Annotated in this window: 25 protein-coding genes and 1 other RNA gene; 17 read left to right on the top strand and 9 right to left on the bottom strand. The window is 67.8% G+C overall.

The features are described 5' to 3' along the window. Nucleotides 1–254: 254 nt before the first annotated feature. Nucleotides 255–2,513 carry an NADP-dependent malic enzyme gene (locus ACFX59_RS14910; protein ID WP_307100826.1) on the bottom strand — a complete coding sequence of 753 codons (2,259 nt, stop codon included), beginning with the start codon at nucleotides 2,511–2,513 and terminating at the stop codon, nucleotides 255–257. A gap of 133 nt (nucleotides 2,514–2,646) precedes the next feature. On the opposite strand from ACFX59_RS14910, the gene ACFX59_RS14905 reads away from it, so the two are divergent. From ACFX59_RS14905 to mutS, 3 genes are read left to right on the top strand one after another with little or no spacing between them, the layout of a single operon-like run. Further along, the gene (locus ACFX59_RS14905) at nucleotides 2,647–2,832 is read left to right on the top strand and encodes an antitoxin (RefSeq protein ID WP_309700884.1); all 186 of its coding nucleotides are present in this window, start codon (nucleotides 2,647–2,649) and stop codon (nucleotides 2,830–2,832) included. After that, nucleotides 2,811–3,095 carry a type II toxin-antitoxin system RelE/ParE family toxin gene (locus tag ACFX59_RS14900; protein WP_387433225.1) on the top strand — a complete coding sequence of 95 codons (285 nt, stop codon included), beginning with the start codon at nucleotides 2,811–2,813 and terminating at the stop codon, nucleotides 3,093–3,095. Before ACFX59_RS14905 ends, ACFX59_RS14900 begins: the two co-directional genes overlap by 22 nt. Nucleotides 3,096–3,109: 14 nt before the next feature. Continuing rightward, nucleotides 3,110–5,680: a DNA mismatch repair protein MutS gene (gene mutS / locus ACFX59_RS14895; RefSeq protein ID WP_387433228.1), complete on the top strand. Its 2,571-nt coding sequence runs from the start codon at nucleotides 3,110–3,112 to the stop codon at nucleotides 5,678–5,680. A 338-nt stretch (nucleotides 5,681–6,018) separates the two neighbouring features. On the opposite strand, the gene ssrA is transcribed toward mutS, so the two are convergent. Continuing rightward, nucleotides 6,019–6,406: a transfer-messenger RNA gene (ssrA, locus tag ACFX59_RS14890) on the bottom strand. A 36-nt stretch (nucleotides 6,407–6,442) separates the two neighbouring features. Between ssrA and ACFX59_RS14885 the strand changes: the two genes are divergently transcribed. Then, entirely contained in the window at nucleotides 6,443–6,874 is a 432-nt protein-coding gene (locus ACFX59_RS14885) for an Rrf2 family transcriptional regulator (protein WP_309700882.1), read from the top strand. A gap of 149 nt (nucleotides 6,875–7,023) precedes the next feature. On the opposite strand, the gene mscL is transcribed toward ACFX59_RS14885, so the two are convergent. Next, nucleotides 7,024–7,476, bottom strand: a complete 453-nt coding sequence (mscL, locus tag ACFX59_RS14880) for a large conductance mechanosensitive channel protein MscL (RefSeq protein WP_387433221.1) — start codon at nucleotides 7,474–7,476, stop codon at nucleotides 7,024–7,026. Between the two features lie 108 nt (nucleotides 7,477–7,584). On the opposite strand from mscL, the gene ACFX59_RS14875 reads away from it, so the two are divergent. The 4 genes from ACFX59_RS14875 to ACFX59_RS14860 are packed head-to-tail and all read left to right on the top strand — an operon-like array spanning nucleotide 7,585 to nucleotide 10,285. Further along, on the top strand, nucleotides 7,585–8,178 hold the full coding sequence (locus ACFX59_RS14875; protein WP_261269011.1) for a LemA family protein: 594 nt from the start codon (nucleotides 7,585–7,587) through the stop codon (nucleotides 8,176–8,178). A 10-nt stretch (nucleotides 8,179–8,188) separates the two neighbouring features. Then, complete coding sequence (locus ACFX59_RS14870) at nucleotides 8,189–9,088, top strand: TPM domain-containing protein (protein WP_387433219.1); 900 nt, start codon at nucleotides 8,189–8,191, stop codon at nucleotides 9,086–9,088. 1 nt (nucleotide 9,089) lies between these two features. Further along, on the top strand, nucleotides 9,090–9,755 hold the full coding sequence (locus ACFX59_RS14865; RefSeq protein WP_387433217.1) for a TPM domain-containing protein: 666 nt from the start codon (nucleotides 9,090–9,092) through the stop codon (nucleotides 9,753–9,755). Further along, nucleotides 9,752–10,285, top strand: coding sequence for an NUDIX hydrolase (locus tag ACFX59_RS14860; protein ID WP_387433214.1), 534 nt, complete (start codon nucleotides 9,752–9,754; stop codon nucleotides 10,283–10,285). The genes ACFX59_RS14865 and ACFX59_RS14860 overlap by 4 nt, the downstream gene beginning before the upstream one ends. Nucleotides 10,286–10,726: 441 nt before the next feature. On the opposite strand, the gene ACFX59_RS14855 is transcribed toward ACFX59_RS14860, so the two are convergent. From ACFX59_RS14855 to ACFX59_RS14845, 3 genes are all read right to left on the bottom strand, one after another. Next, nucleotides 10,727–11,008 (bottom strand): ETC complex I subunit, encoded by a 282-nt coding sequence (locus tag ACFX59_RS14855; protein WP_261269007.1) that lies wholly within the window; start codon nucleotides 11,006–11,008, stop codon nucleotides 10,727–10,729. 12 nt (nucleotides 11,009–11,020) lie between these two features. Further along, a complete protein-coding gene (gene hrpB / locus ACFX59_RS14850) occupies nucleotides 11,021–13,471 on the bottom strand; it encodes an ATP-dependent helicase HrpB (protein WP_387433211.1) in 2,451 nt (816 codons plus the stop codon). A gap of 312 nt (nucleotides 13,472–13,783) precedes the next feature. Continuing rightward, the gene (locus ACFX59_RS14845) at nucleotides 13,784–14,794 is read right to left on the bottom strand and encodes a polyprenyl synthetase family protein (RefSeq protein WP_309700871.1); all 1,011 of its coding nucleotides are present in this window, start codon (nucleotides 14,792–14,794) and stop codon (nucleotides 13,784–13,786) included. A gap of 108 nt (nucleotides 14,795–14,902) precedes the next feature. Between ACFX59_RS14845 and ACFX59_RS14840 the strand changes: the two genes are divergently transcribed. After that, a complete protein-coding gene (locus ACFX59_RS14840; protein WP_307100847.1) occupies nucleotides 14,903–15,181 on the top strand; it encodes a chorismate mutase in 279 nt (92 codons plus the stop codon). A gap of 1 nt (nucleotide 15,182) precedes the next feature. After that, nucleotides 15,183–15,854, top strand: a complete 672-nt coding sequence (locus tag ACFX59_RS14835) for a thymidylate kinase (protein WP_387433208.1) — start codon at nucleotides 15,183–15,185, stop codon at nucleotides 15,852–15,854. A 248-nt stretch (nucleotides 15,855–16,102) separates the two neighbouring features. On the opposite strand, the gene ACFX59_RS14830 is transcribed toward ACFX59_RS14835, so the two are convergent. Both ACFX59_RS14830 and ACFX59_RS14825 read right to left on the bottom strand, forming a co-directional pair. Continuing rightward, entirely contained in the window at nucleotides 16,103–16,696 is a 594-nt protein-coding gene (locus tag ACFX59_RS14830) for an NADPH-dependent FMN reductase (RefSeq protein ID WP_387433205.1), read from the bottom strand. 115 nt (nucleotides 16,697–16,811) lie between these two features. Further along, the gene (locus ACFX59_RS14825; protein WP_387433203.1) at nucleotides 16,812–17,771 is read right to left on the bottom strand and encodes a DUF4253 domain-containing protein; all 960 of its coding nucleotides are present in this window, start codon (nucleotides 17,769–17,771) and stop codon (nucleotides 16,812–16,814) included. Between the two features lie 58 nt (nucleotides 17,772–17,829). Here ACFX59_RS14825 and ACFX59_RS14820 point away from each other — a divergent pair, with 58 nt between their 5' ends. The 7 genes from ACFX59_RS14820 to ACFX59_RS14790 all read left to right on the top strand — a co-directional run bounded on the left by ACFX59_RS14820 (nucleotide 17,830) and on the right by ACFX59_RS14790 (nucleotide 23,545). Beyond that, nucleotides 17,830–19,875, top strand: coding sequence for a carbon starvation CstA family protein (locus tag ACFX59_RS14820; protein WP_387433200.1), 2,046 nt, complete (start codon nucleotides 17,830–17,832; stop codon nucleotides 19,873–19,875). Next, nucleotides 19,872–20,054 (top strand): YbdD/YjiX family protein, encoded by a 183-nt coding sequence (locus ACFX59_RS14815; RefSeq protein WP_307100855.1) that lies wholly within the window; start codon nucleotides 19,872–19,874, stop codon nucleotides 20,052–20,054. Before ACFX59_RS14820 ends, ACFX59_RS14815 begins: the two co-directional genes overlap by 4 nt. A 420-nt stretch (nucleotides 20,055–20,474) precedes the next feature. Beyond that, complete coding sequence (secE, locus tag ACFX59_RS14810; RefSeq protein WP_007407051.1) at nucleotides 20,475–20,672, top strand: preprotein translocase subunit SecE; 198 nt, start codon at nucleotides 20,475–20,477, stop codon at nucleotides 20,670–20,672. A gap of 10 nt (nucleotides 20,673–20,682) precedes the next feature. After that, nucleotides 20,683–21,219 (top strand): transcription termination/antitermination protein NusG, encoded by a 537-nt coding sequence (gene nusG / locus ACFX59_RS14805; RefSeq protein ID WP_007407052.1) that lies wholly within the window; start codon nucleotides 20,683–20,685, stop codon nucleotides 21,217–21,219. Nucleotides 21,220–21,535: 316 nt separating this feature from the next. Further along, nucleotides 21,536–21,967 (top strand): 50S ribosomal protein L11, encoded by a 432-nt coding sequence (rplK, locus tag ACFX59_RS14800; protein ID WP_007407063.1) that lies wholly within the window; start codon nucleotides 21,536–21,538, stop codon nucleotides 21,965–21,967. A 4-nt stretch (nucleotides 21,968–21,971) separates the two neighbouring features. Further along, on the top strand, nucleotides 21,972–22,664 hold the full coding sequence (gene rplA / locus ACFX59_RS14795) for a 50S ribosomal protein L1 (RefSeq protein ID WP_387433195.1): 693 nt from the start codon (nucleotides 21,972–21,974) through the stop codon (nucleotides 22,662–22,664). Nucleotides 22,665–22,804: 140 nt separating this feature from the next. Further along, nucleotides 22,805–23,545, top strand: a complete 741-nt coding sequence (locus tag ACFX59_RS14790) for a FadR/GntR family transcriptional regulator (RefSeq protein ID WP_309697449.1) — start codon at nucleotides 22,805–22,807, stop codon at nucleotides 23,543–23,545. Nucleotides 23,546–23,690: 145 nt separating this feature from the next. On the opposite strand, the gene ACFX59_RS14785 is transcribed toward ACFX59_RS14790, so the two are convergent. Beyond that, entirely contained in the window at nucleotides 23,691–24,587 is an 897-nt protein-coding gene (locus ACFX59_RS14785; RefSeq protein WP_387433191.1) for a sugar kinase, read from the bottom strand. Between the last annotated feature and the right edge of the window lie 32 nt (nucleotides 24,588–24,619).

Raw genomic sequence — 24,619 nt, 5'->3', positions numbered from 1 at the left:
TCCCCCCGCCTCAAATCACAGGAACAGACAAGAATCCACAATGCGGCCGGTGTAAACAGTCCCCCTGCAAGGGGAGGGGGACCAGCGAAGCTGGTGGAGGGGTGTCACCACTTGCGAGGATGGCGGAACCTCGCACAGCGGGACACCCCTCCGTCAGGGCTTCGCCCTGCCACCTCCCCTTGCAGGGGAGGAAAAAAGGGGGCCGGACAGCCTATGCCGCCCAGCCCCCCTTTTGCTGTCCTAAATGCCGAGGATCAGCGCGCGATGCCGCCCGCCGCCAGCACCGCCAGCGTGACCAGATCACCCGCGGTCGAGGTCATCGGCGCGATCTGCACCGGCTTTTCCATGCCGATCAGCATCGGGCCGATCATGCTATCGCCGCCCAGTTCGCGCAGCAGCTTGGCCGAGATATTGGCCGACTGGAGACCCGGCATGATGAGGACGTTCGCCGGACCCGACAGGCGCGAGAAGGGGAAGTTCGCCATCTGCTTGGGGTTCAGCGCGACGTCGGGGGCCATGTCGCCTTCATATTCGAAACCGACCTGCCGCTTGTCGAGCTCCGCCACGCCGTCGCGGATATTGTCGATCCACTGGCCCTCGGGATTGCCGAAGGTCGAATAGGACAGGAAGGCCACGCGCGGCTCATGCCCCATGCGGCGGGCCACCGCCGCAGTGCGCTCGGCGATGTCGGCCAGTTCCTCGGCGGAGGGGCGTTCGTTGACCGTGGTGTCGGCGATGAAGACGGTGTGGCTCTGCCCGACGAGCAGGTGGATGCCGAACGGCACCTTGCCGTCGACCGGATCGATGACCCGGCGGATCTCGCGGAAGCTCTGCGCATAGGTGCGGGTGATGCCGGTGATCATCGCATCCGCCATGCCCAGTTGCAGCATGACCGAACCGAAGATGTTGCGGTCCTGGTTGATCAACCGCTCGGCATCGCGCTTCAGGTAGCCGCGCCGCTGGAGCCGCTCATAGAGGAAGTCGACCATCTGCGGCACCATTTCCGAGGTGCGGCTGTTATGGACTTCATATTCCTTGGGGTTGGTGACGCCCAGCGCGGCCAGACGGTCATAGACGTCGTCGCGCCCGACCAGCACCGGAATGCCGTAGCCACCCTCCTTGAACGCGATGGCGGCGCGCAGCACGACTTCCTCTTCGCCCTCGGCGAACAGCACGCGCTTGGGGTGCGCCTTGGCGCCCTCATAGGCCAGCGTCAGGACCGAGGTGGTCGGATTGAGACGCGCGCGCAGCTTCTGGCGATAGGCGTCCATGTCGAGGATCGGCCGCGTCGCCACGCCCGAATCCATCGCCGCCTTGGCCACTGCCGAGGGGACCAGCTCCATCAGGCGCGGATCGAACGGCGCGGGGATGATATATTCGGGGCCGAAGCTGTGCTGCGTGCCATAAGCCAGCGCGACCTCTTCGGGCACGCGCTGGCGCGCCAGTTCGGCGATGGCGTTGGCGGCGGCGATCTTCATCTCGTCATTGATGCCGGTCGCGCGCACGTCGAGCGCGCCGCGGAAGATGAAGGGGAAGCCGATGACGTTGTTGACCTGGTTCGGATAGTCCGACCGCCCGGTCGCGACGATGGCGTCGGGGCGTGCCGCCTTGGCCAGTTCGGGGCGGATTTCCGGTTCCGGGTTCGCCATCGCGAAGATGATCGGCGAGGGCGCCATGTCCTTGACCATCTCGGGCTTGAGCGCGCCCGCCGCCGAAAGCCCCAGGAACACGTCCGCGCCGTGCAGCGCCTCGGTCAGGGTGCGGCGGTCGGTGACGGCGGCGTGCGCCGACTGCCACTGGTTGATGTCGTCGCGGCCCTGATAGATGACGCCGGTGCGGTCGCACATGATGACATTGTCATGCCGGACGCCCATCGCCTTCATCAGCTCGGTACAGGCGATCGCCGCCGCGCCCGCGCCGTTGACGACGACCTTGATCTCGTCCAGCCGCCGCTTGGTCAGCAGGCAGGCGTTGATGAGACCCGCCGCGCAGATGATCGCGGTGCCGTGCTGGTCGTCATGGAAGACCGGGATGTTCATCCGCTCGCGCAGCGTCTGCTCGATGATGAAGCATTCGGGGGCCTTGATATCTTCCAGGTTAATGCCGCCGAAGCTCGGCTCCATCAGCTCGATCGCGTCGATGATCCGGTCGACATCCTCGGTCTTCAGCTCGATATCGATCGAGTCGACATCGGCGAAGCGCTTGAAGAGCACCGCCTTGCCCTCCATCACCGGCTTGGAGGCGAGCGCGCCGAGATTGCCGAGGCCCAGGATAGCGGTGCCGTTGGAGATGACCGCGACCAGATTGCCCTTGGCGGTATAGTCGTACGCCGTGGCGGGATCGTCGGCGATGGCCAGCACCGGCACCGCGACGCCGGGCGAATAGGCCAGCGCCAGGTCGCGCTGCGTCGCCATCGGCTTGGACGCGATGATCTCGATCTTGCCGGGCCGCCCCTCGGAATGGAACAGCAGGGCCTCGCGCTCGGAGAACTGATCGGTGGGTTCGTCGGTCATGCGCGCGGCCTTCGATGCTGTGGATACTAAGGACGCTACGGCTCTTGAAGGTTTCGGACACGGCTGACAACCCTGTCACGCAGCCCTTTTGCCGCCCTAGGCAAGTCCGGGCATCAGCCTTATACGTTGATCCATGGAGCATGAGCCGGGCATTTTCGAGCAGCGTGACGAGGCGGCGGAAGCGCTGTCGCTGGAACGCGCTCGGGCGGATTACGCCGCCGGGCGCTATCATGACCACGCCACCGTTTCCGCCTGGCTCCGCACCTGGGGAACCCCGAACCGCAAATCGTTTCGCGAATGGCTCAAGTCGTCTGGCTGAACGAGGCCCTCGACCAGCTCGATCTCATCGTCGCCTATCTGGAAGCCTTTGATCCCGAGGCCGCCGCTCGAATCGCGCAGCGACTCGTGGATTTCGGCGAAAGCCTGCGAGACTTTCCTCGCCGTGGCCGTCCCGCTGCGGATGGCACCCGCGAGCTGGTGACGGTTCCCCCTTACATTCTCAGCTATGACGTGAACGGCGACATCGTATCGATCGTCGGCATCCGCCATGGTGCACGCAATCTGGATTCTCGCCCCCAATGACCACCCCCACCCCGATGATGGCCCAGTATCTGACGCTGAAGGCCGAGGCCGAGGATTGCCTGCTCTTCTATCGCATGGGCGATTTTTTCGAGCTGTTCTTCGACGATGCGCGGATCGCCTCGGGCGTGCTCGACATCGCGCTGACGTCGCGCGGGGAGCATGGCGGTGAGAAGATCCCGATGTGCGGCGTGCCGGTCCATGCCGCGACCGCCTATCTGCAACGGCTGATCAAGGCCGGGCACCGCGTCGCCATCGCCGAGCAGACCGAGACCCCCGCCGAGGCCAAGGCGCGCGGCGGGTCCAAGGCGCTGGTTGCCCGCGGCATCGTGCGCGTCGTCACGGCGGGCACGCTGACCGAGGAAGCGCTGCTCGATGCCAAGTGCGACAATTGGTGCGTCGCGATCGGCGAGGCGGGCGGCGCGGTGGCGCTGGCCGCCGCCGACATCTCGACTGGGCGGTTCGTGGTGATCGACGTGAAGCCCGATGCGCTGGGCGCCGAACTCGCCCGCCTGGCCGCCGCCGAGGTGGTCGCGGCCGAGAATGCTGCTCATGCCGAAGCGGCCACTACGCTGCGCCCTTCCGCCACGTTCGACAGCGGCCAGGGCGAGGATCGGCTCAAGCGACTCTACGGCGTCGCGACTCTGGACGGGTTCGGGCAGTTCAGCCGCGCGGGGCTCTCGGCAGCGGGCGGGCTGGTCGCCTATCTGGACCATACGGCCAAGGGCGCACTGCCCTTCCTGCGCCCGCCCATATTGATGCAGGCGGCTGGAGCCATGGCGATCGATGCGGCGACGCGCGAGAGCCTGGAGCTGACCCAGACCGCGAACGGCCAGCGCAAGGGCTCGTTGCTCGACGCGGTGGACCGGACGGTGACGGGCGCAGGCGCCCGCGCGCTGGCCGGGGATATCGGCGCGCCGTTGATGGACCGCGACGCGATCGAGGCCCGGCTCGACCTCGTGCAGCATTTCCATGACGATGCCGCGCTTCGCGAGCGGCTGCGCGCGGCGCTGCGGGCGCTGCCCGATATCGGCCGTGCGATCGGGCGGATCGCGGCGGGGCGCGGCTCTCCCCGCGATCTGGGGCAGTTGCGCGACGGGCTCGACGGGGCCTGGGCATTGTCCGAACAGTTGAGCGACGGCCCTCCCCTGTTGCGCGAGACGACGCCGCGCCTGCGCGGGCATGGCGAACTGATCGACCTGCTGCGCCGCGCGCTCGTCCCCTCGCCCCCCATCGAGGCCAGCGAAGGGGGCTATATCGCGGCGGGTTATGACGTCGCGCTCGACGATCTGCGCGATGCGGGCGCAGGCGGCCGCCGCGCCATCGCCGCGCTGGAGGCGGAGTTCCGCCAGAAGACCGGTATCACCGCGCTCAAGATCCGCCACAACGGCGTGCTCGGCTATCATGTCGAGGTGCCCGCGCGGTCGGCCGATGCGCTGATGAAGCCGGATTCGGGCTTCACCCACCGCCAGACGCTGGCGGGCGTCGTCCGCTTCAACACGCCCGAGCTGCACGAGGTCGCCAGCAAGGTCGCGCAGGCCGGTGCCCATGCGCTGGCCGCCGAGGCCGCGCATCTGGAGGAGCTGACCGCCGCCGCGCTGGCCTCGCGCGAAGCCATCGCCGCGACGGCGGACGCGCTCGCCCGGCTCGACGTGGCGAGCGGCCTGGCCGAACGCGCGGTCGAGGGTGGCTGGGTGCGGCCCGAACTGGTCGACCATAGCTGTTTCGAGGTGACGGGCGGCCGCCATCCCGTGGTCGAGGCGGCGGTGGCGCGCTCGGGCGAGCGGTTCGTCGCCAATGACTGTTCACTGTCGGAGGCTTCGCGGCTCTGGCTGGTCACCGGCCCGAACATGGGCGGCAAGTCGACCTTCCTGCGCCAGAACGCCCTGATCGCGGTCTTGGCGCAGGCCGGCTCCTATGTCCCCGCCACCCAGGCGAAGATCGGGCTGGTCGACCGGCTGTTCAGCCGGGTCGGCGCGTCGGACAATCTCGCGCGCGGGCGCTCCACCTTCATGGTCGAGATGGTCGAGACCGCCGCGATCCTGGCGCAGGCGACGCCGCGCAGCTTCGTCATCCTGGACGAAGTGGGGCGCGGCACCTCCACCTATGACGGCCTGGCCATCGCCTGGGCGGTGGTGGAGGCGATCCATGAGGATAATCGCTGCCGCTGCCTGTTCGCGACCCATTATCACGAACTGACCCGGCTGGCCGAACGCTGCGAGGCGCTGTCGCTGCACCATGTCCGGGCGCGCGAGTGGAAGGGCGAGCTGGTCCTGCTGCACGAGGTGTCCGAAGGCCCGGCGGATCGCTCCTATGGCCTAGCAGTGGCGCGCCTTGCGGGCATGCCGCCGACGACGGTGGCGCGTGCGAAGGCGGTGCTCGCCAAGCTGGAGGCGGGCCGGGCCAAGACCGGCGGGCTGGCGGCAGGGCTGGACGACCTCCCCCTCTTCGCGGCCGCCGCGCAGGCCGAGGAAGAACAGTGCGACGCAATCCGGGCCGAGGTGGAGAAGCTGGACGTCGACAGCCTGTCGCCGCGCGAGGCGCTGGATGCGCTGTACCGGTTGAAGGCCCTGGCGCGGGAGGGGTAACCCGCTCCCGTCTTCCACCCCGGCGGAGGCCGGGGTCCAGTTGCGTACATTTCCGGAGGCGCAAATGGGTCTGCCTCCCCCCACACCGTCTGGCGCACCATCGACTGGGTGGAACCTGGGCCCCGGCCTCCGCCGGGGTGCGGGAATGGAGGCATTCCCACCCCCGTTCAGCCTGAGCGAAGTCGAAGGCCACGCCCCATCGCCTCGCCGCGAGCGTCGCCCGTGCACTTCGACTTCGCTCAGTGCGAACGGACGTTGGGAGGGCAGCCGAACAGCAAGCATCCACCCGCCGCCTATCCCAAGGCTCAGGAAGATTCGGCTCACCCGAAAATCCGGAAAGTGGGGAGCTTCTGTTGCCCGGTGCTCCCCGTACCGCTGGAATCCGATTCTGTTGCCCGGTTCGGTCCAACCGCGCTATTTTGGAGTAACTTCAGGCCGTGAGGCCCTCAATTACGCCGCAATCGCGAGTGCTTCGTTATCGTTGGCACTTGTGTGTATGGGCCGTTGCGGTGGTCCCATTCCGAACGAAAACAGCGCTTTTCAACACACGTCGATCCTGGTTCGGCCCCGTCAGAAACGGTGTCCAAGTACACCACCTTTTATGGTGGAGCCGCCGGGTACTGCCCCCGGGTCCGCTGCGTCTATTACTCGCCGCAGTTTATCGTCATAGCCGGGTGAAACCCGGCACGAAGAGATATAGTTAGCCATGCGCGTTTACGCAAATGCCTTTCGCTCGCCCCATTTTGGGTCCATGGAAGCGCCATGTTGACCCAGCGGTCCCGTTATGCGTTGCGCGCGATGCTGTTCCTTGCGGAAATGCCCGTCGAAGGGCCGCCGACCTCGATGACGCGCATCGCGGCCGAGGCGAATGTGCCGCGCAAGTTCCTGGAACTGATCCTCGCCGATCTGAAGGGCGCGAATCTGCTCGACAGCCAGCGGGGCAAGATGGGCGGATACCGCCTCGCGCGTCCGGCGCATCTGATCTCGCTGGGTGACATCATCCGCACGATCGAGGGGCCGCTGGCGCTGGTCCCCTGCGTCAGCCGGACCGCCTATCGCCCTTGCAACGACTGCAAGAGCGAGGCGGATTGCGCCATTCGCCATGCGATGATGCGGGTGCGGGACGAGACGGCGCGGATCCTGGACGGCACCAGCCTGGCGGATGCCACGGCCAGGAAGCTGGCGGCAGCATAATCCCCCACCGCGGCACCCCGGCGAAGGCCGGGGTCCAGTTGCGGTATAAATCGCGACGACGGGCCGCCTTTGCCTCCCATGCAACGGCGTCCCGCACCACGAACGTGGTGGCACCTGGGCCCCGGCCTTCGCCGGGGTGAGGTGGTAGATCAGGTACGCCGTGCGCGCAGTTCGTCGCGGATTTCACGAAGCAGCGCGATATCGGTCGGCTCGGCCTTGGGTTCTTCGGCCGCCTTGGCCTTTTCCTTCTCGAAGAGCGTCGTCGCGCGGTTCACCGTGCGGACCAGCAGGAAGATGATGAAGGCGACGATGACGAAATTGACCGCCTGGGTCACGAACGCGCCGTAACCGAGCAGCGGCACACCCGCCTTCTTCAGCGCGGCATAATCGGTCAGCGAACCCGTATAGCTGGCGGGGATCGGCCCCATGCGCATGAAATAGCTGGAGAAATCCAGCCCTCCGAAAATCTTTCCGATCACCGGCATCAGCACGTCGTCGGTCAGCGAGGTCACGATCTTGCTGAACGCCGCCCCGATGATGACCGCCACCGCCAGGTCGAGGACATTGCCCCGCGCGATGAAGGCGCGAAATTCTTTTAGCATCGCCAACTCCCTCCGTTCGATGAGCGTTACGCCTATCGTCGCTTTTCCCCTTCGCCAAGCGGGGTCGGCGTCTTATATGGATCGGACAGTTGACGGAGGAATATTCGAATGCGTCGTCCCGTTCTTGCCCTGACCCCGGTCGTGATGGCCGTCGCCCTGTCCGGCTGCGGCATGAACAGCGTGCCCACGGCGGAGGAAAATGCGAAGGCGAAATGGGCCGACGTCCAGGCCGCCTATCAGCGCCGCGCCAACCTGATCCCCAACCTCGAAGCGACGGTGAAGGGCGCCGCCGCGTCCGAAAAGGCGATCCTGACCGATGTGGTCAACGCCCGCGCCAAGGCGACCTCGGTCCAGGTCAGCGCCGATGACCTGTCCGACCCCGCCAAGATGCAGCAGTTCGCGGCGGCGCAGGGCCAGCTCAGCGGTTCGCTCGGCCGGTTGCTGGCGAATGTCGAGGCCTATCCGAACCTGAAGAGCCAGGATAATTTCCAGACCTTCATGAGCCAGCTCGAAGGCACCGAGAACCGCATCAACATCGCGATCCGCGACTATAATGGCGCGGTGCAGGAATATAACACCCGCATCCGCACCTTCCCCGACGCGATCGGGGCGAAGGTCTTCTACGGCGCCAAGCCGATCACCCCTTATCAGGCGACGACGCCGGGGGCCGAGAATGCGCCCAAGGTGAATTTCGGCAGCTGATCGGGCGCCCATGACCCGGTTCACCCGGTTGCTTCGCCCGGTCCTCGGGCTCTGGCTGATCCTCTGCGCCGTCCCCGTGATGGCGCAGAGCTTTCCCAAGTTGGACGGCCTGGTCGTCGATGCGGCGAACAAGATCGACCCCGCCACCAAGGCGCAGCTCGAACAGAAGCTGGAGGCGCTGCAAAAGGATACCGGCCGCCAGCTGGTGGTCGCGACCATCCCCGATCTTCAGGGTTATCCGATCGAGGATTATGGCTATCGGCTGGGCCGCGCCTGGGGTGTCGGCCTGAAGGATGCGGACAACGGCGCGATCCTGTTCGTCGCGCCCAATGAGGGCAAGGGCCAGCGCGGCCCCCGGCTGGAGGTCGGACGCGGGCTGGAGCCGATCCTGACCGACGCCTGGTCGTCCCAGATGATCCGCACCCTGATGATCCCGCGCCTGCGTGAATCGAGCGACATATCGGGCGCGCTGAATGCGGGCGCGGACGCGGTGATCGCGCAGCTCCGCGCCTCGCCCGAGGAAGCCCAGGCCAAGGTGGCCGAGGCGGCGAAGCAGTTCGACCGCCAGCACCGCCGGGGCGGCGGCGATTCCAACGGCTTTCCGATCCTGATCGTCCTGGTCATCTTCATCGGCGGCTTCGTCCTGCTGTCCATCCTGCGCCGCAAGCAGGGCCAGCGTTTCCACGATGACGATGACGACGATCGTGGCGGCGGTGGCGGGCGCCGCGGCGGAGGCGGCTGGCCGATCATTCTCTGGGGCCCCGGCTGGGGCAGCGGTGGCGGGTCGGGCGGCGGCTGGAGCTCGGGCGGGTCGTCGGGCGGCGGCAGCGACGGATCGTGGTTCGGCGGCGGCTTTACCGGCGGCGGCGGCGGGGATTTCGGCGGCGGCGGCGCTTCGGGGGATTGGTGAGATGTTGAGCGAAGCCGATAGCGATCTGGTAACCGCCGCCGTGGCGCGCGCCGAGGCCGCGACGGATGCCGAGATCGTGACCATCGTCGCCCCCCGATCGGACGACTATCGCGACGTGGCGCTGTGGTTCGCCGCCGCCGCGATGCTGCTGGTGCCGCTGTTCGCCGCGCTGTTTCCGGGCCTGGGCCTGAAGCTGCTCGCGCTGGTGCATGACGGATGGAGCGAAGCGGGCGAGGACCTGGTCCTCGGCGTGCTGATGATCGCGCAGATCCTGGTCTTCGCGGTCGTCGTCGCGGCGCTGGGACCGGTGAAGCGCCGGATCGCGCTGGTCCCCAAAGGCATCCGCCATGCCCGCGTCCGGGCGCGTGCCGTCCTGCTCTTCCGCGTCTCGGCCGAGCGGCGGACCGACAGCCGCTACGGCGTGCTGCTCTACCTTTCCGAAGACGAGCATATGGCGGAGATCGTCGCCGACTCCGGCCTGACCGGCAAAGTGGGACCGGAAACCTGGGGCCGCGCCATGGCGGTGATGCTGCCCCATGTCGCGAAGGGCCATGTCGGCGAGGGGCTGGGCGCGGCGGTCGAGCGGATCGGGCTTGTGCTCGCCGAGCATTTCCCCAAGACGGCGGCCGATACCAACGAACTGCCGGACAGACCCATTTCGCTATGACCGATCCCCGTATGGACGCCCCCCTCGAAACCATGGCCGAGGGACGGTTCCTGGCGCTGCGCAAGCGCGGCACATGGGAATATGCCGACCGCCCGCGTGACATTCGCGCCGCCGTCATCCTCGCGATCGACGACGACCATATTTTGCTGGTCGAACAGTTCCGCGTGCCCCTGGGCGCGCCCTGCCTGGAAATGCCCGCCGGGCTGATCGGCGACGAGACCGAAGGCGAGGCGGTGCTGGACGGTGCGGCGCGCGAGCTGGAAGAGGAAACCGGCTATCGCCCTTCGCGGATCGAGGCACTGGGCGAATTCTGCTCCTCGCCTGGCATGACCTCGGAACGCTTCACCCTGGTCCGCGCGAGCGGCTTGATGAAGGTCGGCGAAGGCGGCGGCGACTCGGACGAGCAGATTAGCGTGCACCGGGTGAAGCTGTCGGAGGTTCCGGCCTTCGTCGCCGAACGCCGTGCGGCGGGCGTGGTGATGGATGCCAAGCTGCTCTTGCTGCTGGGGGGCAGCATCCTGGGCTTTTGATTTCACGCGAAGCCGCGAAGGCGCGAAGAGAAGAAGGTTGGTTCGCGCGGAGACGCGGGGATGTCGTATTCGCGGCAGCGAGATATCTCTTCAACCAGCTGTTTGTGGTGCGCATCCGATGCCGCCGGACACGTCACCTCCGCGCTCTCTGCGCCTCTGCGCGAACCCATTCCGACAATCTTCGCGTCATCGCGGCTTCGCGAGAACTCATCGCGACACGCCGCAACGGACGGGAAGACGCCAAGAAACTTTGTTCGCGCAGAGGCGCGGAGGGCGCAGAGAGGGATTGCTCGCGGAAGCGACACGCCGCTCCAACAGATCGGTTGTGATGCGATCCCGATGCCGCCGGGCGCAACACCTCCGCGTCTCCGCGCGAACCAACCTTCTCAAGCGCTGCGCGCGAAAGAAAAGCGCCCCGGCCTTGACCGGAGCGCTCGAACCTCAGCGGAAATTGTCGGCGTAGCTTTGGAGCTTGAGCGTCTTTTGCGGCGTCGGCACGACATGATGGTCGAGCCCCTCGCGCTGGCAATAGGCGATCGCCTCTTCCAGCGTCGCGAAGGTCAGGCGAACCTGCTCCCGCGTATCGCCGCTTCCGGCCCAGCCGGTCAGGGGATCGGGCTTTTTCGCCTCGGTGGATTCGAATTCGAGTTGCCAGCGATCGGTCCGGTACTTGCCGGATTGCATCGCGTTCTTGGGGCGCTGGAAGATGCGAGCAGTGGCCATAATCCACGTCCCTTATCGCGAACCGGCGGCTCTTGCATCCGCCTTTTTCGTGCGCAGCGTCGCGGACGCTGCCGCGGGGTCGTCGGGCCAGGGATGGCGGGGGTAGCGGCCGCGCATTTCCTTGGCCACCGCGCTCCAGCTTCCCGCCCAGAAACCGGGCAGGTCGCGCGTCGTCTGGATCGGGCGACCGGCGGGCGAGGTCAGGCTGAGGACCAAAGGCACCCGCTCGGTCCCGATCACCGGATGCTCGGCCAGGCCGAACAGCGCCTGGACGCGCAGCTCCACCCTGGGGCCGCCTTCCGCCGCATAATCAATCGCATGGCTGCTGCCAGCCGGGCTGGTGAACTGGGCGGGCGCCATCGAATCGATTCGCCGCTGGTCGTTCCAGTCGATCAGGTTGCGGATCGCCTCGGTCAGCGCGCCGGGGGCGATCGCATCCAGCCGCCTCTTTCCCGCCACCAGCGCGGGCAGCCAGTCGTCCAGCCGCTCGATCAGCGTCGCATCGTCCAGCGCCACCCCGGCATAGGCCGCCCGCGCGCGGTAAGCCCCCGCCCCTTCGCTCCATGGGAGCAGCGACAGACCATGCGTCCGCACCCCCTCGACCAGCGCCTCCGCGATCGCCTCGGGGGAAGCACCCGAATCGGGTCCGCTCGACAGGCGCAGCCCGCCCAGCCGCCGTTCGCGCAACGCCTCGACGCCGCCGGTCGCGGGGTTGAAGGTGACGGTGCGCCGGGTCTCGATCCGATCGGCGAACAGCGCCTCGACGGTGGCGAGGTCGAGCGGCGCGGCGGACAGGATGCGCGCGCCCGACGCCGCGCCCTGCGTCTCGCCCACCGCCAGCCATTGCGCACCGGCCAGCGCCGATGCCGGATCGAGCCGGAAGCCCCGCCCGCCGACGCTCGCCCAATTCTCGCCGGTCGAATCGCGGCGTCGCGCGACCCGGTCGGGATAGGCCAGCGCCAGGCAGACGCCCGCCGGATGGTCCCACGCCTCGCGCTCGACCGGCCTGGGAGCCAGGCTGGTCCAGCGCTTCGCCATCTGGCGCGCCGCCTCCGCCTTGGGACCACGCTCGGTCCGCCAGCGGCGCAGGCGTTGTTCGACATCGACATCCTGCCCGCCAATGCCCCGCTCGCCCAGCAGCACCGCGACCTCGGCGGCGACGGAGGCCAGCCCCCGCTCGCCGCTGCGGATCAGCATATGCGCCAGGCGCGGCGGCATCGGCAGCGCGGCGATCGCCTTGCCATGCGCGGTCGGGCGGCCGGTATCGTCCAGCGCCTCCAGCACGGTCAGCCGTGCGCGCGCCTCGGCGACCGCAGCCTCGGGCGGCGGGTCGAGCCAGGGGAGCGCACGCGGGTCGCCCACCCCCCAGAGCGCGGTGCCAAGCAGCAGCGCCGACAGGTCCGCCTCCAGGATCTCGGGCGGGTCGAAACGCGGCAGGCCTGCCGTGGCGGCCTCTTCCCACAGGCGATAGGCGACGCCGGGCGACTGGCGGGCGGCGCGGCCCGCGCGCTGGGTGACGGCGGCCTGGCTGGCGCGCTCGGTAACCAGCCGGGTCATCCCCGCCGCGCGGTCGTAGCGCGGGCGGCGCGCCAGCCCCGAATCGACCACGATCCGCACCCCGTCGAGCGTCAGGCTGGTCTCGGCGATCGAGGTGGCGAGGACGATGCGCCGCCGCCCCTCCGGATCGCGCCGGATCGCCGCGCGCTGCGCCGCCGGGTCGAGCGAGCCGTGGAGTTCATGGACCGCGATTCCGGCGGGCAGGCTCGCCAGCCGCTCGGCGGTGCGCGCGATCTCGGCGGTGCCGGGCAGGAAGGCCAGGATGTCGCCCTCCGCCTCATCGGCCAGCGCGCGGCGGATGGCGGCGGCGACCGAATCCTCAATCCGCGCCTCCGCCGCACGGCCGAGATGGCGCAGCGTCAGCGGATGGCTGCGTCCCTCGCTCTCAATGACGGGGGCATCGCCCATCAGGCTGGAAAAGCGGCGGCCGTCGAGCGTCGCCGACATCGCGACCAGCCGCAGGTCGGGACGCAGGCCCGCTTGCGCATCCAGCGCCAGCGCGAGGCCGAAATCGCCGTCGAGGCTGCGTTCGTGCACCTCGTCGAACAGCACCGCCGAGACGCCCGCCAGCTCGGGATCGGCCTGGATGCGCGCGACGAAGATGCCCTCGGTCACCACGGTCACGCGGGTCGCGGCGCTGACCCTCGTATCCATGCGGGTGGCATAGCCGAAGGTGCGGCCGACCGGCTCCCCGGCCAGCGCGGCCATGCGTTCGGCGGCGGCGCGGGCGGCAAGGCGGCGGGGAGAAAGGAGCAGGACCTCCCCGGTGCACCAGGGCTGGTCGAGGAGAGCGGGCGCGACGGCGGTGGTCTTGCCCGCGCCCGGCGGTGCGACGAGGACGGCGTTGGGAGCGGCCGCGAGCGCGGTCAGCAGGTCGGGCAGGACGGCGGTGACGGGTAAGGTCATGCCGCTCGCGATACGGGGTTTGCCGGGCGGGGTGAAGGACCTCGCCCCAATTCCCCTTCCCCCGTTCAGGCTGAGCGAAGTCGAAGCCCATGCCTGGGCATTTGCCCAGCGGACAGGCTTTCCCTTGGCCTTCGGCTACGCTCAGGCTGAATGGGGGTGGGGTGCCTTATCCGCAAAGCCGTTCCCCGGCGAAGGCCGGGGCCCAGGCTCCACCAAGCCGGAGGCGCGCCACGCAACGCGGGGGAGGCAAACCGCCCCGCGCCCTTATGAATCCAACGCAACTGGGCCCCGGCCTCCCGCCGGGGAACGGCCTCAATACGCCCGCGCGACCGCGAACTCGACCGCCTCGATCATCGCCGCCTTGGCGGGGCTATCGGCAAAGCCCTTGATCGCCTCGATCGCCAGCCCGCCATAATGGCGCGCGCGCGCCATCGTGTCGTCGACCGCACGGCTCTTGCGGACCAGCGCGATGGCATGGGCGAAGTCCTCGTCCGAGGTGCGCCGCCCCTCGACCGCGTCCTTCCAGAACTGGCGTTCTTCATCATTGGCGCGGGCATAGGCCAGGATCACCGGCAGGGTCATCTTGCCCTCGCGGAAATCGTCGCCCGCATCCTTGCCCATGGTTCCGGCGTCGGAGACATAGTCGATCGCATCGTCGATCAGCTGGAACGCGATGCCCAGGTTGCGGCCATAGGCCTCCAGCGCCAGCTCCTCCGCCTCGGGCCGCTCGGCGACGACCGCCGCGATGCGGCAGGCGGCGGCGAACAGCGCGGCGGTCTTGGCGTCGATGATCGAGAGGTAACGCTCTTCGGGCAGGCCCACCTGCCGCACCGCGGTCAGCTGGTTCACCTCGCCCTCGGCGATCACCGCCGAGGCGCCCGACAGGATGTTCAGCACCTTCAGGCTGCCCGCATCGACCATCAGCTGGAAGGAGCGGCTGAACAGGAAGTCGCCCACCAGCACGCTCGCCGGATTGCCCCAGATGATGTTGGCCGTCCGCCGCCCGCGCCGCAGGTCGGAGCCGTCGACCACGTCGTCGTGCAGCAGCGTCGCGGTGTGGATGAATTCCACCGCCGCGGCCAGCACATGGTGGCTGGTCCCCTGATAGCCGAGCAGCTGTGCGCTCGCGAGCGTCAGCATCGGGCGCATCCGCTTGCCCCCGCCCGCGATCAGATGACCGGCCAGTTGCGGGATCAGCGGAATCTCCGACCGCATCCGGTCGATGATCACCTGATTGACCTGATTCATGTCGTCGGCCACCAGCCGGATCATCGTGTCCAGCGAGGGCGCGGGCTTGGCGAGGCGGGTGGCGGTTACGGTCATGGGCAGGTAAGAGCCTCTGGCGACAACGCTTGCCGAACGCAAGCCTAAGCGCGAAAGGACGCGCGCGAAATTGCGCGAGCCCACGCGCCAGAGGGAGACACGTCCACCATGTCCGACACCGTGCTGACCGGCTATCGCCAGTCGATCGACAATATCGATGCCGCGCTCGTCTTCATGCTGGCCGAACGGTTCAAGGTGACGCAGGCGGTCGGCGAATATAAGGCGAAGAACGGCCTGCCCCCCGCCGATCCGGGTCGCGAGGAAGCGCAGATCGCCCGGCTTCGGCAACTGGCGATCGATGCGCAGCTGGACCCTGAATTTTCCGAGAAATTCCTGCGCTTCATCATCGACGAGGTGATCCGCCACCACGAACGCCTGCGCGGCTGAGATGGCCTTTCTCCTGGCGATCGAAGGGGCCGATGGCGCCGGCAAGGCGACCGCGACGGCGGCCGTCACCGAGCGGCTGAACGCGGCGGGCCTGTCGGCGGCGGCGCTGTCCTTTCCGCGTTACGGCGACACGATCGGCGGCTGGGCGCTGGGCGAATATCTGGCGGGGCGCCTGCCCCATGCCGCCGCGCCCGAGACGGCGGCGACGCTCTATGCGCTCGACCGATTCGAATCGCGCCCGCACCTGATCGCGCTGGCCGAGCGCCACGACGTCATCGTCTTCGACCGCTATATCGCATCCAACATGGCCTATCAGGCGGCGCAGGTGCCCCCCGAACAGGCCGAGGCGCTGCTGCAATGGATCGAACGGCTGGAAACGGTGCAGTTCCACCTGCCCGCGCCGCATCTGTCGGTCTATCTCGACACGCCGCTGACCGTCGCGCGCGACCTGATCGCCCGCAAGCGCAAGCGCAGCTACACCGACGAGACCTATGATGCCTATGAGGCCGATCTGGGGCTCCAGGCGCGGGTCCGGGCCAACTATACCGCGATGGCGGACGGCGCGATGCTGGGCGAATGGGCGACGGTGTCGACCGTGGCGCATGGGAATTTGCGCGATCCGGCGGAGATCGCCGACGAGATTACCGCGCTGGTGACGGGACGGCTGGGGTAATTTTCATTTCGCGCGAAGCCGCGAGGGCGCAAGAAGAAAGAGGAGGGTTCGCGCGGAGGCGCAGAGAACGCGGAGATGTCGTACGCTTCGGGTGACGCAGCCCTTCTTCCTCATATGATCGAAGAAAGGATTGCGCGCGGTCGCACGCGATCGATCTATCTCGGCGTCCTCCGCGCCTCCGCGCCTCCGCGCGAAATCAAAATCTTTGCGGCTTCGCGTGACCAAAATTTATGTGCGCTAGCGCCCGCTCAATTCGACGCGCGGATCGTCCCCGCCAGCGGTGCGAAGCGGGCGACCTGCTGGCCGACCAACCGCAATTGCCCCTCCACCGAGGCATCGTTGATCCGGCCATCCTCATCGAACCGCGTCTGTTGCGAATTCACCGCCGCCGCGAAGGGCGTCGGCCAGCCGCGCAACGCATGGACGATCGAGCGCAGCGCCGCGATGGTCGAACCCGTCGCCTGCCAGCCATAGGCGGTCGCGATCAGCCCGACCGGCAGATCGGCCAGATAGGGGCGTTCGTCCTTCGCCGTCTCTTCGAGCAGGTCGAGCGCGTTCTTCACCAGCCCCGAGATGCTGCCATGATAGCCCGGGCTGGCGATGATGATGGCCGAGGCCTGTCGCACCGTCTCGACAAAGACCCGCTCCGCCTCGGTCCGCTCCGCCGCGCGCGGATTGTAGAGCGGCAGGCGCGCCAGGTCCTCGCCGCCGAAGACATGGGTGCGGAACCCCTCGTCGGCGGCGGCCGTCATCGCGATGCGAAGCGCACGCTCGGTCGAGGAGACGCTGCCGATCGTGCCGCCGATGCCGACGACGAGCGGGGAGGAGGAAAGACTGACCATGTCCGCCTTTCACCCCGGACCGGGCGGCTGGGCAAGGGGTAAGTTGCGGCAGGCCCGCCGGAGGGTGCGATGACGGGACCGTGCCGGGATGAAGCGCCGGGCGAACGCTATGCCGTCAGTCCCACCAGAAGAACCACCAGTTCGACGTCATCAATCCGGCGGCCAGGTTGGACAGGGTGCCCGCCCCCTGCTCGATGACGTCGGGGCAATATTCATACATTTCGCGCGCCAGCCCCAGCGCCTCCGCCCGGTCCTTCGGCCGGGTCCTCACCCGGATGTTCATCGTATCGCCGTTAATCCCGACCAGTTCGGCACCATAGCGCCGATTCCAGTCGTGCAGCGCCGCGACATGATATTCGGACGGCGGACAGGCGTTCCAGTTGCCCCAGCGCAGATAGGCTGGCGCTTCCCATGCGTGGGAAGTCGGCAGCATCATGATGTGCACCCGGTCACGAACCTGGCCGGATGCCCCGTCCTCGATGACGAACAATCCCGGCTCCTCGGGACCGTCCCCGACGTCCCTGGGCCATTCGCCGACCGGGGCTCGCAAATCCTCCCCGCCATTCTCCTTGGACCAACGGTGGAAATCCGCCGGAAAACGAAGGGCGTCGGCCGCCGCGACGATCTGGGCCGGCGTGCGCGGAGCCGGGCGGTTCGCGGGCCCGCCCGACATGGCCGGGTCATCGATCGAGAACTGTTCGGCGATCCGCTCCAGATCCTCGTCCCCGCCAATCACCACCGGCCAGCCACGCCCGGCGCCTTTGAGCCGCTCCCACTCCGCCAGCGCGTTCCGGCCGGGCACGGTGATCCGCTCATAGGTCAGCGCCGCCATCATCCGCTGGTGCATCGCCTCATAGCGGGTGCGCTGTTCGGGCGTGAGGTGGGAAAGATCGTCCGTCACCTGTCCACTCCCCATCGGCCGCGTCGCACCAAGAAGCGCGCCCATCGCCAGCCCGCCGATCATCCACCGCCGCGTCGGTTCCATGGCGTGCAGCTTGGCATGTCGATGCGCACGCCCGCAATCGATTCCGGCGACACCGGCAAAAATCCCCATCGGCATATTCAGGGCTGGCACGCCCGCCCCCAGGGGGTAGAAGATCGCTAAAAAGCATAACAAGAGGACCGGACAGGGCATGACGAAACACCTCCCCTGGATCGCGCTGGCGATCGTCGGAGCGGGCGCGCTAGGCGTTGTGGCGACGGTGCGCGGCGAGCCGATCAACGCGCTGTGGATCGTCGCGGCGGCGGTGTCGGTCTATCTGATCGCCTATCGTTATTATGCGCTGTTCATCGCGCGGGTGATCGGCATCGACCCCAGCCGCCCCACTCCCGCCATTCGTCGCGCCGACGGGCTGGACTATGTCGCGACCGACCGGACGGTGCTGTTCGGCCACCACTTCGCCGCGATCGCGGGCGCGGGGCCGCTGGTGGGGCCGGTGCTGGCGGCGCAGATGGGCTATCTGCCGGGCACGCTGTGGATTCTCGCGGGCGTCGTGCTGGCGGGGGCGGTGCAGGATTTCCTGGTCCTGTTCCTGTCGATGCGGCGCGACGGGCGCTCGCTGGGCGAGCTGATCCGCATGGAGATGGGGCCGGTCGCGGGCACCATCGCGCTGTTCGGCGCCTTCATGATCATGGTCATCATCCTGGCCGTGCTGGCGCTGATCGTCGTGCGGGCGCTGGCGGAAAGCCCCTGGGGGCTGTTCACCGTGGCGGCGACCGTGCCGCTGGCGATGCTGATGGGCGGCTATACCCGCTGGGTGCGGCCCGGGAAGATCGGCGAGGTGTCGATCATCGGCTTTATCGGCCTGATCCTCGCCATCGTCTATGGCCAGTCGATCGCTGAGTCGGCCGTCCTCGCGCCGCTGTTCACCTTCACGTCGGTCCAGCTCTGCTTCCTGCTGATCGGCTATGGCGCGGTCGCCTCGGTCCTGCCGGTGTGGCTGCTGCTGGCACCGCGCGATTACCTCTCGACCTTCCTCAAGATCGGCGCGATCGTGGCGCTGGCCATCGGCATCGTCATCATGGCGCCGCCGCTGAAGATGCCCGCGCTGACCCAATTCATCGACGGCAGCGGGCCGGTCTGGGCGGGGCCGCTCTTCCCCTTCCTGTTCATCACCATCGCCTGCGGCGCGGTGTCGGGCTTCCACGCGCTGATCGCCAGCGGCACCACGCCCAAGCTGATCGCCAGCGAGAAGGACGCGCCCTTCATCGGATACGGCGCAATGCTGATGGAAAGCGCGGTGGCGATCATGGCCTTGGTCGCCGCCTCGATCCTCGATCCGGGCGTCTATTTCGCGATGAACGCGCCTGCCGCCGTGCTGGGCACCGACCCGGCCAGCGCCGCCGCCGCCGTGACCGCGATGGGCTTTCCCATCTCCGCCGACACGCTGGCGCAGGTCGCGCGGGACGTGGGCGAGCATACGATCATTTCCCGCGCAGGCGGTGCGCCGACCCTGGCGGTGGCGATGGCGGAAATCTTCAGCCACCTGTTCGGCGGACAGACGATGAAGGCCTTCTGGTATCACTTCGCCATTTTGTTCGAGGCGCTGTTCATCCTGACCGCCGTCGACGCAGGAACCCGCGCCGGGCGGTTCATGCTCCAGGACCTGATCGGGCTCGCCGTCCCCAGCTTCCGGGGGTCCAGCAAGGTCGCGCCGGGCCTGATCGCGACGGCTTTGTGCGTCGCGGCCTGGGGCTTCTTCCTCTATCAGGGCGTCACCGATCCGCTGGGCGGGGTGAACACGCTGTGGCCGCTGTTCGGCATCTCCAACCAGATGCTCGCCGCCGTGGCGCTGATGCTGGCGACGGTCGTGCTGTTCCGCATGAAGAAGGACCGCTACGCCTGGATCACCGTCATCCCGACCGTCTGGCTGCTCGCCTGCACGCTGACCGCCGGGTGGTTGAAGATCTTCTCCGCCGACCCGCGCGTCGGCTTCCTGGCGCATGCCGACAAGTTCGCGAGTGCGGCAGCGGAGGGGAAGATATTGCCCCCGGCCAAGACCATGGCGGAGATGGGGCGGATCGTCTTCAACGACCGGATCGACGCGGGGCTGTGCGCGATCTTCCTGGGCGTGGTGCTGGCGATCCTGGTCTATGCAGTCCGCACCTGCCTGATCGCGCGCCGGATCGACCGGCCGAGCATCAGCGAAATCCCGCCCGAAATGGCGGCGGCCGAATGAGCTGGCTCGCCCGCCTGCGCGAGATCGGCAATGCCATGGTCGGGATGCCGAGCTATGACGCCTATCGGGCGCATATGGCGGCCAGGCATCCCGACCGCGAGCCGATGGACGAGGTGACGTTCTTTCGCGAGCGGCAACAGGCGCGGTACGGGGGCAAGAATGGTGGGCGTTGCTGTTGATTGTTCACGCGAAGGCGCGACGGCGCGAAGAGGAAAGAAGGTTGGTTCGCGCGGAGGCGCGGAGGCGCGGAGATGTTGGACCCAGCCGATAGGCCAGACCATCCCAACGCTCGATTTAAGGTCTCCCGCTTCTACCCGCAGGCAAAAACCCCTCTGCGCCCTCCACGCCTCTGCGCGAACCACAAAAATCTCCGCGTCTCCGCGTCTCCGCGCGAACACAAAACCCTCGCGCCATCGCGGCTTCGCGTGCCCCCGAAAGCCCCATCCCGCCGCTACCCTTGCCTTTTGACCAAGCCACGGCTACATCGCGTTCCCATCCGAACAGCGCGGACGGACCTTTCGTCGCAGGCCCCTTGGGTCAGCGACGGCGGACCCATGCCTCGCTGACAGTATTTCAACGCAGGTGCGGGAACGGCACGAGTGGCGAAGACGACCCCCATCGAATTCTTCAACCAGGTCAAGACCGAGACCAAGAAGGTCGTCTGGCCGACGCGGCGCGAGACGGTGATGACCGGCGTGATGGTGGTCGTGATGACCACGATCCTGGCCATCTTCTTCCTGGCGGTCGACTCGTTCTTCGAGACGCTGGTCCGCACCCTGCTGTCGCTCGCGAAGTAAAAGGGTTCCCATGGCGCGCTGGTACATCATCCACGCTTATTCCGGTTTCGAGGGCAAGGTCCGCGATTCGATCATGGCCGAGGCGACCCGTCTGGGCCTCGACCATCTCGTCGCGCAGATCGAGGTGCCGACCGAGACCGTGACCGAGGCCCGTCGCGGCAAGAAGATCGCGGTCGAGCGCAAGTTCATGCCCGGCTACGTGCTGGCCAAGCTCGACATGAACGACCAGGTCTATCACCTGGTCAAGAACACGCCGAAGGTGACCGGCTTCCTGGGCGCGATGGGCAAGCCCCAGGCGATCAGCGAAAGCGAAGCCACGCGGATGCTGAATTCCAAGGAAGAAGCCGCCGCCGCCCCGAAGCACAAGGTCAAGGTCGATTACGAAATCGGCGACGCGGTCAAGGTGCTGGAAGGCCCCTTCGCCAGCTTCAACGGCGTGGTCGAGGAACTGGATTTCGACAAGTCCAAGGTCAAGGTGTCGGTGTCGATCTTCGGTCGCGCGACCCCGGTGGAACTGGATTTCGAGCAGGTCGAACGCTCGAAGTAAGTTCGGATCGTCCGACGAAAACAGGGCCGGGGCGGCGACGCCACCGGCCCTTTTCGTATCCGGGCCACTCCCCAACCGCCGTTCAGGCTGAGCAAAGTCGAAGCCCACGCCCCGCCCTTTCGGCCGATGGAATCCCGTGCACTTCGACTTCGCTCAGTGCGAACGGAGGTGAGGGCGGAGTCGCCTTGCCATTCCCCCTATTTTCGGCTATCGGCCCGCGCTTCCCTAGCATTATGCGACGGAACCCTTGCGGGAGGGTGCGCTGGCCTATGCCTCGCGCGCCCGTCACGACCGCTAGACTCGAAAAGAGAGTGACATGGCAAAGAAGATTACCGGCTATATCAAGCTGCAGGTCCCTGCAGGCGCCGCCAACCCCTCGCCGCCGATCGGCCCGGCGCTGGGTCAGCGCGGTGTGAACATCATGGAATTCTGCAAGGCGTTCAACGCGCAGACCGGCGAAGTCGAGAAGGGCACCCCGCTGCCCACCGTCATCACCGTCTATGCCGACCGTTCGTTCTCGTTCGAGACGAAGACCGCGCCTGCGACCTACCTCATCAAGAAGGCGGCCAACCTGAAGTCGGGCTCGAAGGAGCCGGGCAAGGTGTCGGCGGGCAAGATCGCGCGCTCGAAGCTCGCGGAAATCGCCCAGGTCAAGATGAAGGACCTGAACGCCAACGATATCGAGGCTGCGACCAAGATCATCGAAGGCTCCGCCCGCGCGATGGGCCTCGAAGTGGTGGAGGGCTAAGATCATGGTGAAGCTGACCAAGAAGCAGAAGGCCGTCCAGATCGACTCCGAGAAGCTGCACGGCATCGACGAAGCGATCACGCTGGCTCGTACCAACGCGACCTCGAAGTTCGACGAGACGATCGAAGTCGCCGTCAACCTGGGCGTTGACCCGCGTCACGCCGACCAGATGGTCCGCGGCGTCGTCACCCTGCCCAAGGGCACCGGCAAGACCGTTCGCGTCGGCGTGTTCGCCAAGGGCGCGAAGGCCGACGAAGCACGCGCCGCTGGCGCCGACGTCGTGGGCGCCGAGGACCTGATGGAAACCATCCAGGGCGGCACCATCGACTTCGACCGCTGCATCGCGACCCCGGACATGATGGGCGTCGTCGGTCGCCTCGGTAAGGTGCTGGGCCCCAAGGGCCTGATGCCGAACCCGAAGCTGGGCACCGTGACCATGAACGTCGCCGAAGCCGTCAAGGCGGCCAAGGGCGGCCAGGTCGAGTACCGCGTCGAAAAGGCCGGCATTATCCACTCGGGCATCGGCAAGGCGTCGTTCCCGGCGGAGGACCTGCGCGCGAACTTCGACGCGCTGGTCGACGCTCTGATCAAGGCCAAGCCGTCGGGCGCGAAGGGCAAGTATGTCCGCAAGATCGCCGTCTCGTCGACGATGGGCCGCGGCATCAAGGTGAACGTCTCGGAAGTTCCGGGCGCGTAAGCCTCGCCGCAGCCATCAGGCTGACGGATCAGGGGGTCGGGACTTCGGTTCCGGCCCCCTTTTCGTTGGAGCGGCAACCACTTGTGCGGAAGCGGCACCGCCCGGCTTGCAGCGGGCGGTCAGGCCGCATAGGCTTGGCCATGGCAAAAAAGCCCGACAATGGCCGCTTGTACGAGCGGATCGCGCGCGAGATCGGCGCGAAAATCACGGCCGGCGACTATGCGGTGGGCCAGCGCCTGCCGTCCGAGCGCGACTTGGCGCAGGCGCATGCGGTGTCCCGCCCCACGGTGCGCGAGGCGATCATCGCGCTCGAACTCGACGGTCTGGTCGAGGTGCGGATGGGATCGGGCGTCTATGTGACGGCCGCCACCCCGCATGGCGGCGAACCGGGCCAGACCGATATCGGCCCCTTCGAGCTGCTGGAGGCGCGCCGCACGATCGAGAGCGAGGTCTGTGCGCTGGCGGCCACCCGCATCGACGACGCGACGCTGGCCGAATTGCGCACGCTGACCGATGCGCTGCACGATCCCGATCTGGAGCGCGCCGAACTGGCCGACCGGCGGTTCCACGAAACGATCGCCCGCGCGACGCAGAACAGCGCGATGGTCGCGATGGTCGAGCTGCTGTGGAACGCCCGCGAACGCTCGCCGCAATATCGGCTGCTCAGCGACAAGGCGCATGGCGCGGGCGTCGTCCCCCGGCTGGAAGACCATGTCGCGATCCTCGATGCGCTGATCGCGCGCGATCCAGACGCCGCGCGGGCGGCGATGCGCCAGCATCTGACCAATGTGCTCGACGCGATCCTGGCCGCGACCGAAGTGCACGAAATGGAACAGGCCCGCGCCCGCATCGCCGCGCATCGGGAGCGCTACGCGGTCTAATTCCTGATCGTCGCCCCAGCGCAGGCTGGGGCCTTTGGCGAAGGGCGGGGGTGAGTCGTGAAAGATCCCAGCCTGCGCTGGGATGACGGAGGGATGGCCGCTATTTGGCACGCTCCCCCGACCAGGGCCGACCCGCCCGGAGGCGTCAGCCCGGCATATCGGCATCGCGCGGCGGGATCGCACCGGGGCGCATCACCGTCCATCCCGCCAGCCGGTGCCCGCGCAGCGCCGCCTCCGCCGGGTCCAGCCCGTCGAGCCGCGCCGCCAGATACCCGGCGTTGAACGCATCGCCCGCGCCGCTGGTATCACGTGGCGACAGCCGTTCGGGCGGCGGCACCAGTCCGCTCGCCAACAGGCACCCCTCCGCCCCCAGCTTGACCACGACCTCGCGCGCGCCCAGTTCCTGCCAGCGCGCCTGCACCGCCTCGGCCGAGGTCGTGCCCTCCAGCATCGTCTCGTCCTCCAGCGTCGGCAGGCCGATGTCGCACACCGCGATCGCACGGCGGCACGCGGCTTGCGCGGTCGGCTGGTCGGGGAACAGCCGGGGGCGGTAATTGCCGTCGAAGGCCACCCGGCCACCCCGCGCGCGCACCCGCTCGGCCAGCGCGATCAGCCGGTCCTGCCCCTCGGGCTCGAGGATCGCCATGGTGATGAGCGAGAAGAGCAGCAGGTCCGCCCCTTCCGCCTCGGCCAGCACCTTGTCGCTGCCGGGCAGCGACAAGGTGCGCCGCGCCGCGCTCTGCCCGCGCCAATAGGCAAAGCTCCGCTCGCCCGCCGCATCGGTGGTGATCGCATACAGGCCCGGCATCCGCGTCGGATCGCTCTGGATCAGCGAGGTGTCGATCCCCTCGCCCGCCCAGTCGTGGCGCAGCGTCGCGCTGAACGGATCGTCGCCCAGCGCGGTGACGTACCGCACGTCGCGCCCCATGCGCGCCAGATGGATCGCGGTGTTCAGCGTGTCGCCGCCATGGCCCAGCCGCCAGTCCTGCGCACCGGCCCGCGACAGCTCGATCATTCCTTCCCCGACCACGACGATCCGCATGAAGCTTCCTCTCCTCTTTTATGCCCTACCGG

This window comes from Sphingomonas sp. NCPPB 2930 (assembly GCF_042867205.1).
Taxonomy (GTDB): domain Bacteria; phylum Pseudomonadota; class Alphaproteobacteria; order Sphingomonadales; family Sphingomonadaceae; genus Sphingomonas.
Note: the sequence above shows the minus strand (reverse complement) of the source record. Positions and strands in the feature narration are given on the sequence as shown.

Coding starts and splice junctions, on each gene's coding strand:
- ACFX59_RS14910 (WP_307100826.1), bottom strand. CDS start 2,513: ATGACCGACGAACCCACCGATCAGTTCTCCGAGCGCGAGGCCCTGCTG.
- ACFX59_RS14905 (WP_309700884.1), top strand. CDS start 2,647: ATGGAGCATGAGCCGGGCATTTTCGAGCAGCGTGACGAGGCGGCGGAA.
- ACFX59_RS14900 (WP_387433225.1), top strand. CDS start 2,811: ATGGCTCAAGTCGTCTGGCTGAACGAGGCCCTCGACCAGCTCGATCTC.
- mutS (WP_387433228.1), top strand. CDS start 3,110: ATGATGGCCCAGTATCTGACGCTGAAGGCCGAGGCCGAGGATTGCCTG.
- ACFX59_RS14885 (WP_309700882.1), top strand. CDS start 6,443: ATGTTGACCCAGCGGTCCCGTTATGCGTTGCGCGCGATGCTGTTCCTT.
- mscL (WP_387433221.1), bottom strand. CDS start 7,476: ATGCTAAAAGAATTTCGCGCCTTCATCGCGCGGGGCAATGTCCTCGAC.
- ACFX59_RS14875 (WP_261269011.1), top strand. CDS start 7,585: ATGCGTCGTCCCGTTCTTGCCCTGACCCCGGTCGTGATGGCCGTCGCC.
- ACFX59_RS14870 (WP_387433219.1), top strand. CDS start 8,189: ATGACCCGGTTCACCCGGTTGCTTCGCCCGGTCCTCGGGCTCTGGCTG.
- ACFX59_RS14865 (WP_387433217.1), top strand. CDS start 9,090: ATGTTGAGCGAAGCCGATAGCGATCTGGTAACCGCCGCCGTGGCGCGC.
- ACFX59_RS14860 (WP_387433214.1), top strand. CDS start 9,752: ATGACCGATCCCCGTATGGACGCCCCCCTCGAAACCATGGCCGAGGGA.
- ACFX59_RS14855 (WP_261269007.1), bottom strand. CDS start 11,008: ATGGCCACTGCTCGCATCTTCCAGCGCCCCAAGAACGCGATGCAATCC.
- hrpB (WP_387433211.1), bottom strand. CDS start 13,471: ATGACCTTACCCGTCACCGCCGTCCTGCCCGACCTGCTGACCGCGCTC.
- ACFX59_RS14845 (WP_309700871.1), bottom strand. CDS start 14,794: ATGACCGTAACCGCCACCCGCCTCGCCAAGCCCGCGCCCTCGCTGGAC.
- ACFX59_RS14840 (WP_307100847.1), top strand. CDS start 14,903: ATGTCCGACACCGTGCTGACCGGCTATCGCCAGTCGATCGACAATATC.
- ACFX59_RS14835 (WP_387433208.1), top strand. CDS start 15,183: ATGGCCTTTCTCCTGGCGATCGAAGGGGCCGATGGCGCCGGCAAGGCG.
- ACFX59_RS14830 (WP_387433205.1), bottom strand. CDS start 16,696: ATGGTCAGTCTTTCCTCCTCCCCGCTCGTCGTCGGCATCGGCGGCACG.
- ACFX59_RS14820 (WP_387433200.1), top strand. CDS start 17,830: ATGACGAAACACCTCCCCTGGATCGCGCTGGCGATCGTCGGAGCGGGC.
- ACFX59_RS14815 (WP_307100855.1), top strand. CDS start 19,872: ATGAGCTGGCTCGCCCGCCTGCGCGAGATCGGCAATGCCATGGTCGGG.
- nusG (WP_007407052.1), top strand. CDS start 20,683: ATGGCGCGCTGGTACATCATCCACGCTTATTCCGGTTTCGAGGGCAAG.
- rplK (WP_007407063.1), top strand. CDS start 21,536: ATGGCAAAGAAGATTACCGGCTATATCAAGCTGCAGGTCCCTGCAGGC.
- rplA (WP_387433195.1), top strand. CDS start 21,972: ATGGTGAAGCTGACCAAGAAGCAGAAGGCCGTCCAGATCGACTCCGAG.
- ACFX59_RS14790 (WP_309697449.1), top strand. CDS start 22,805: ATGGCAAAAAAGCCCGACAATGGCCGCTTGTACGAGCGGATCGCGCGC.
- ACFX59_RS14785 (WP_387433191.1), bottom strand. CDS start 24,587: ATGCGGATCGTCGTGGTCGGGGAAGGAATGATCGAGCTGTCGCGGGCC.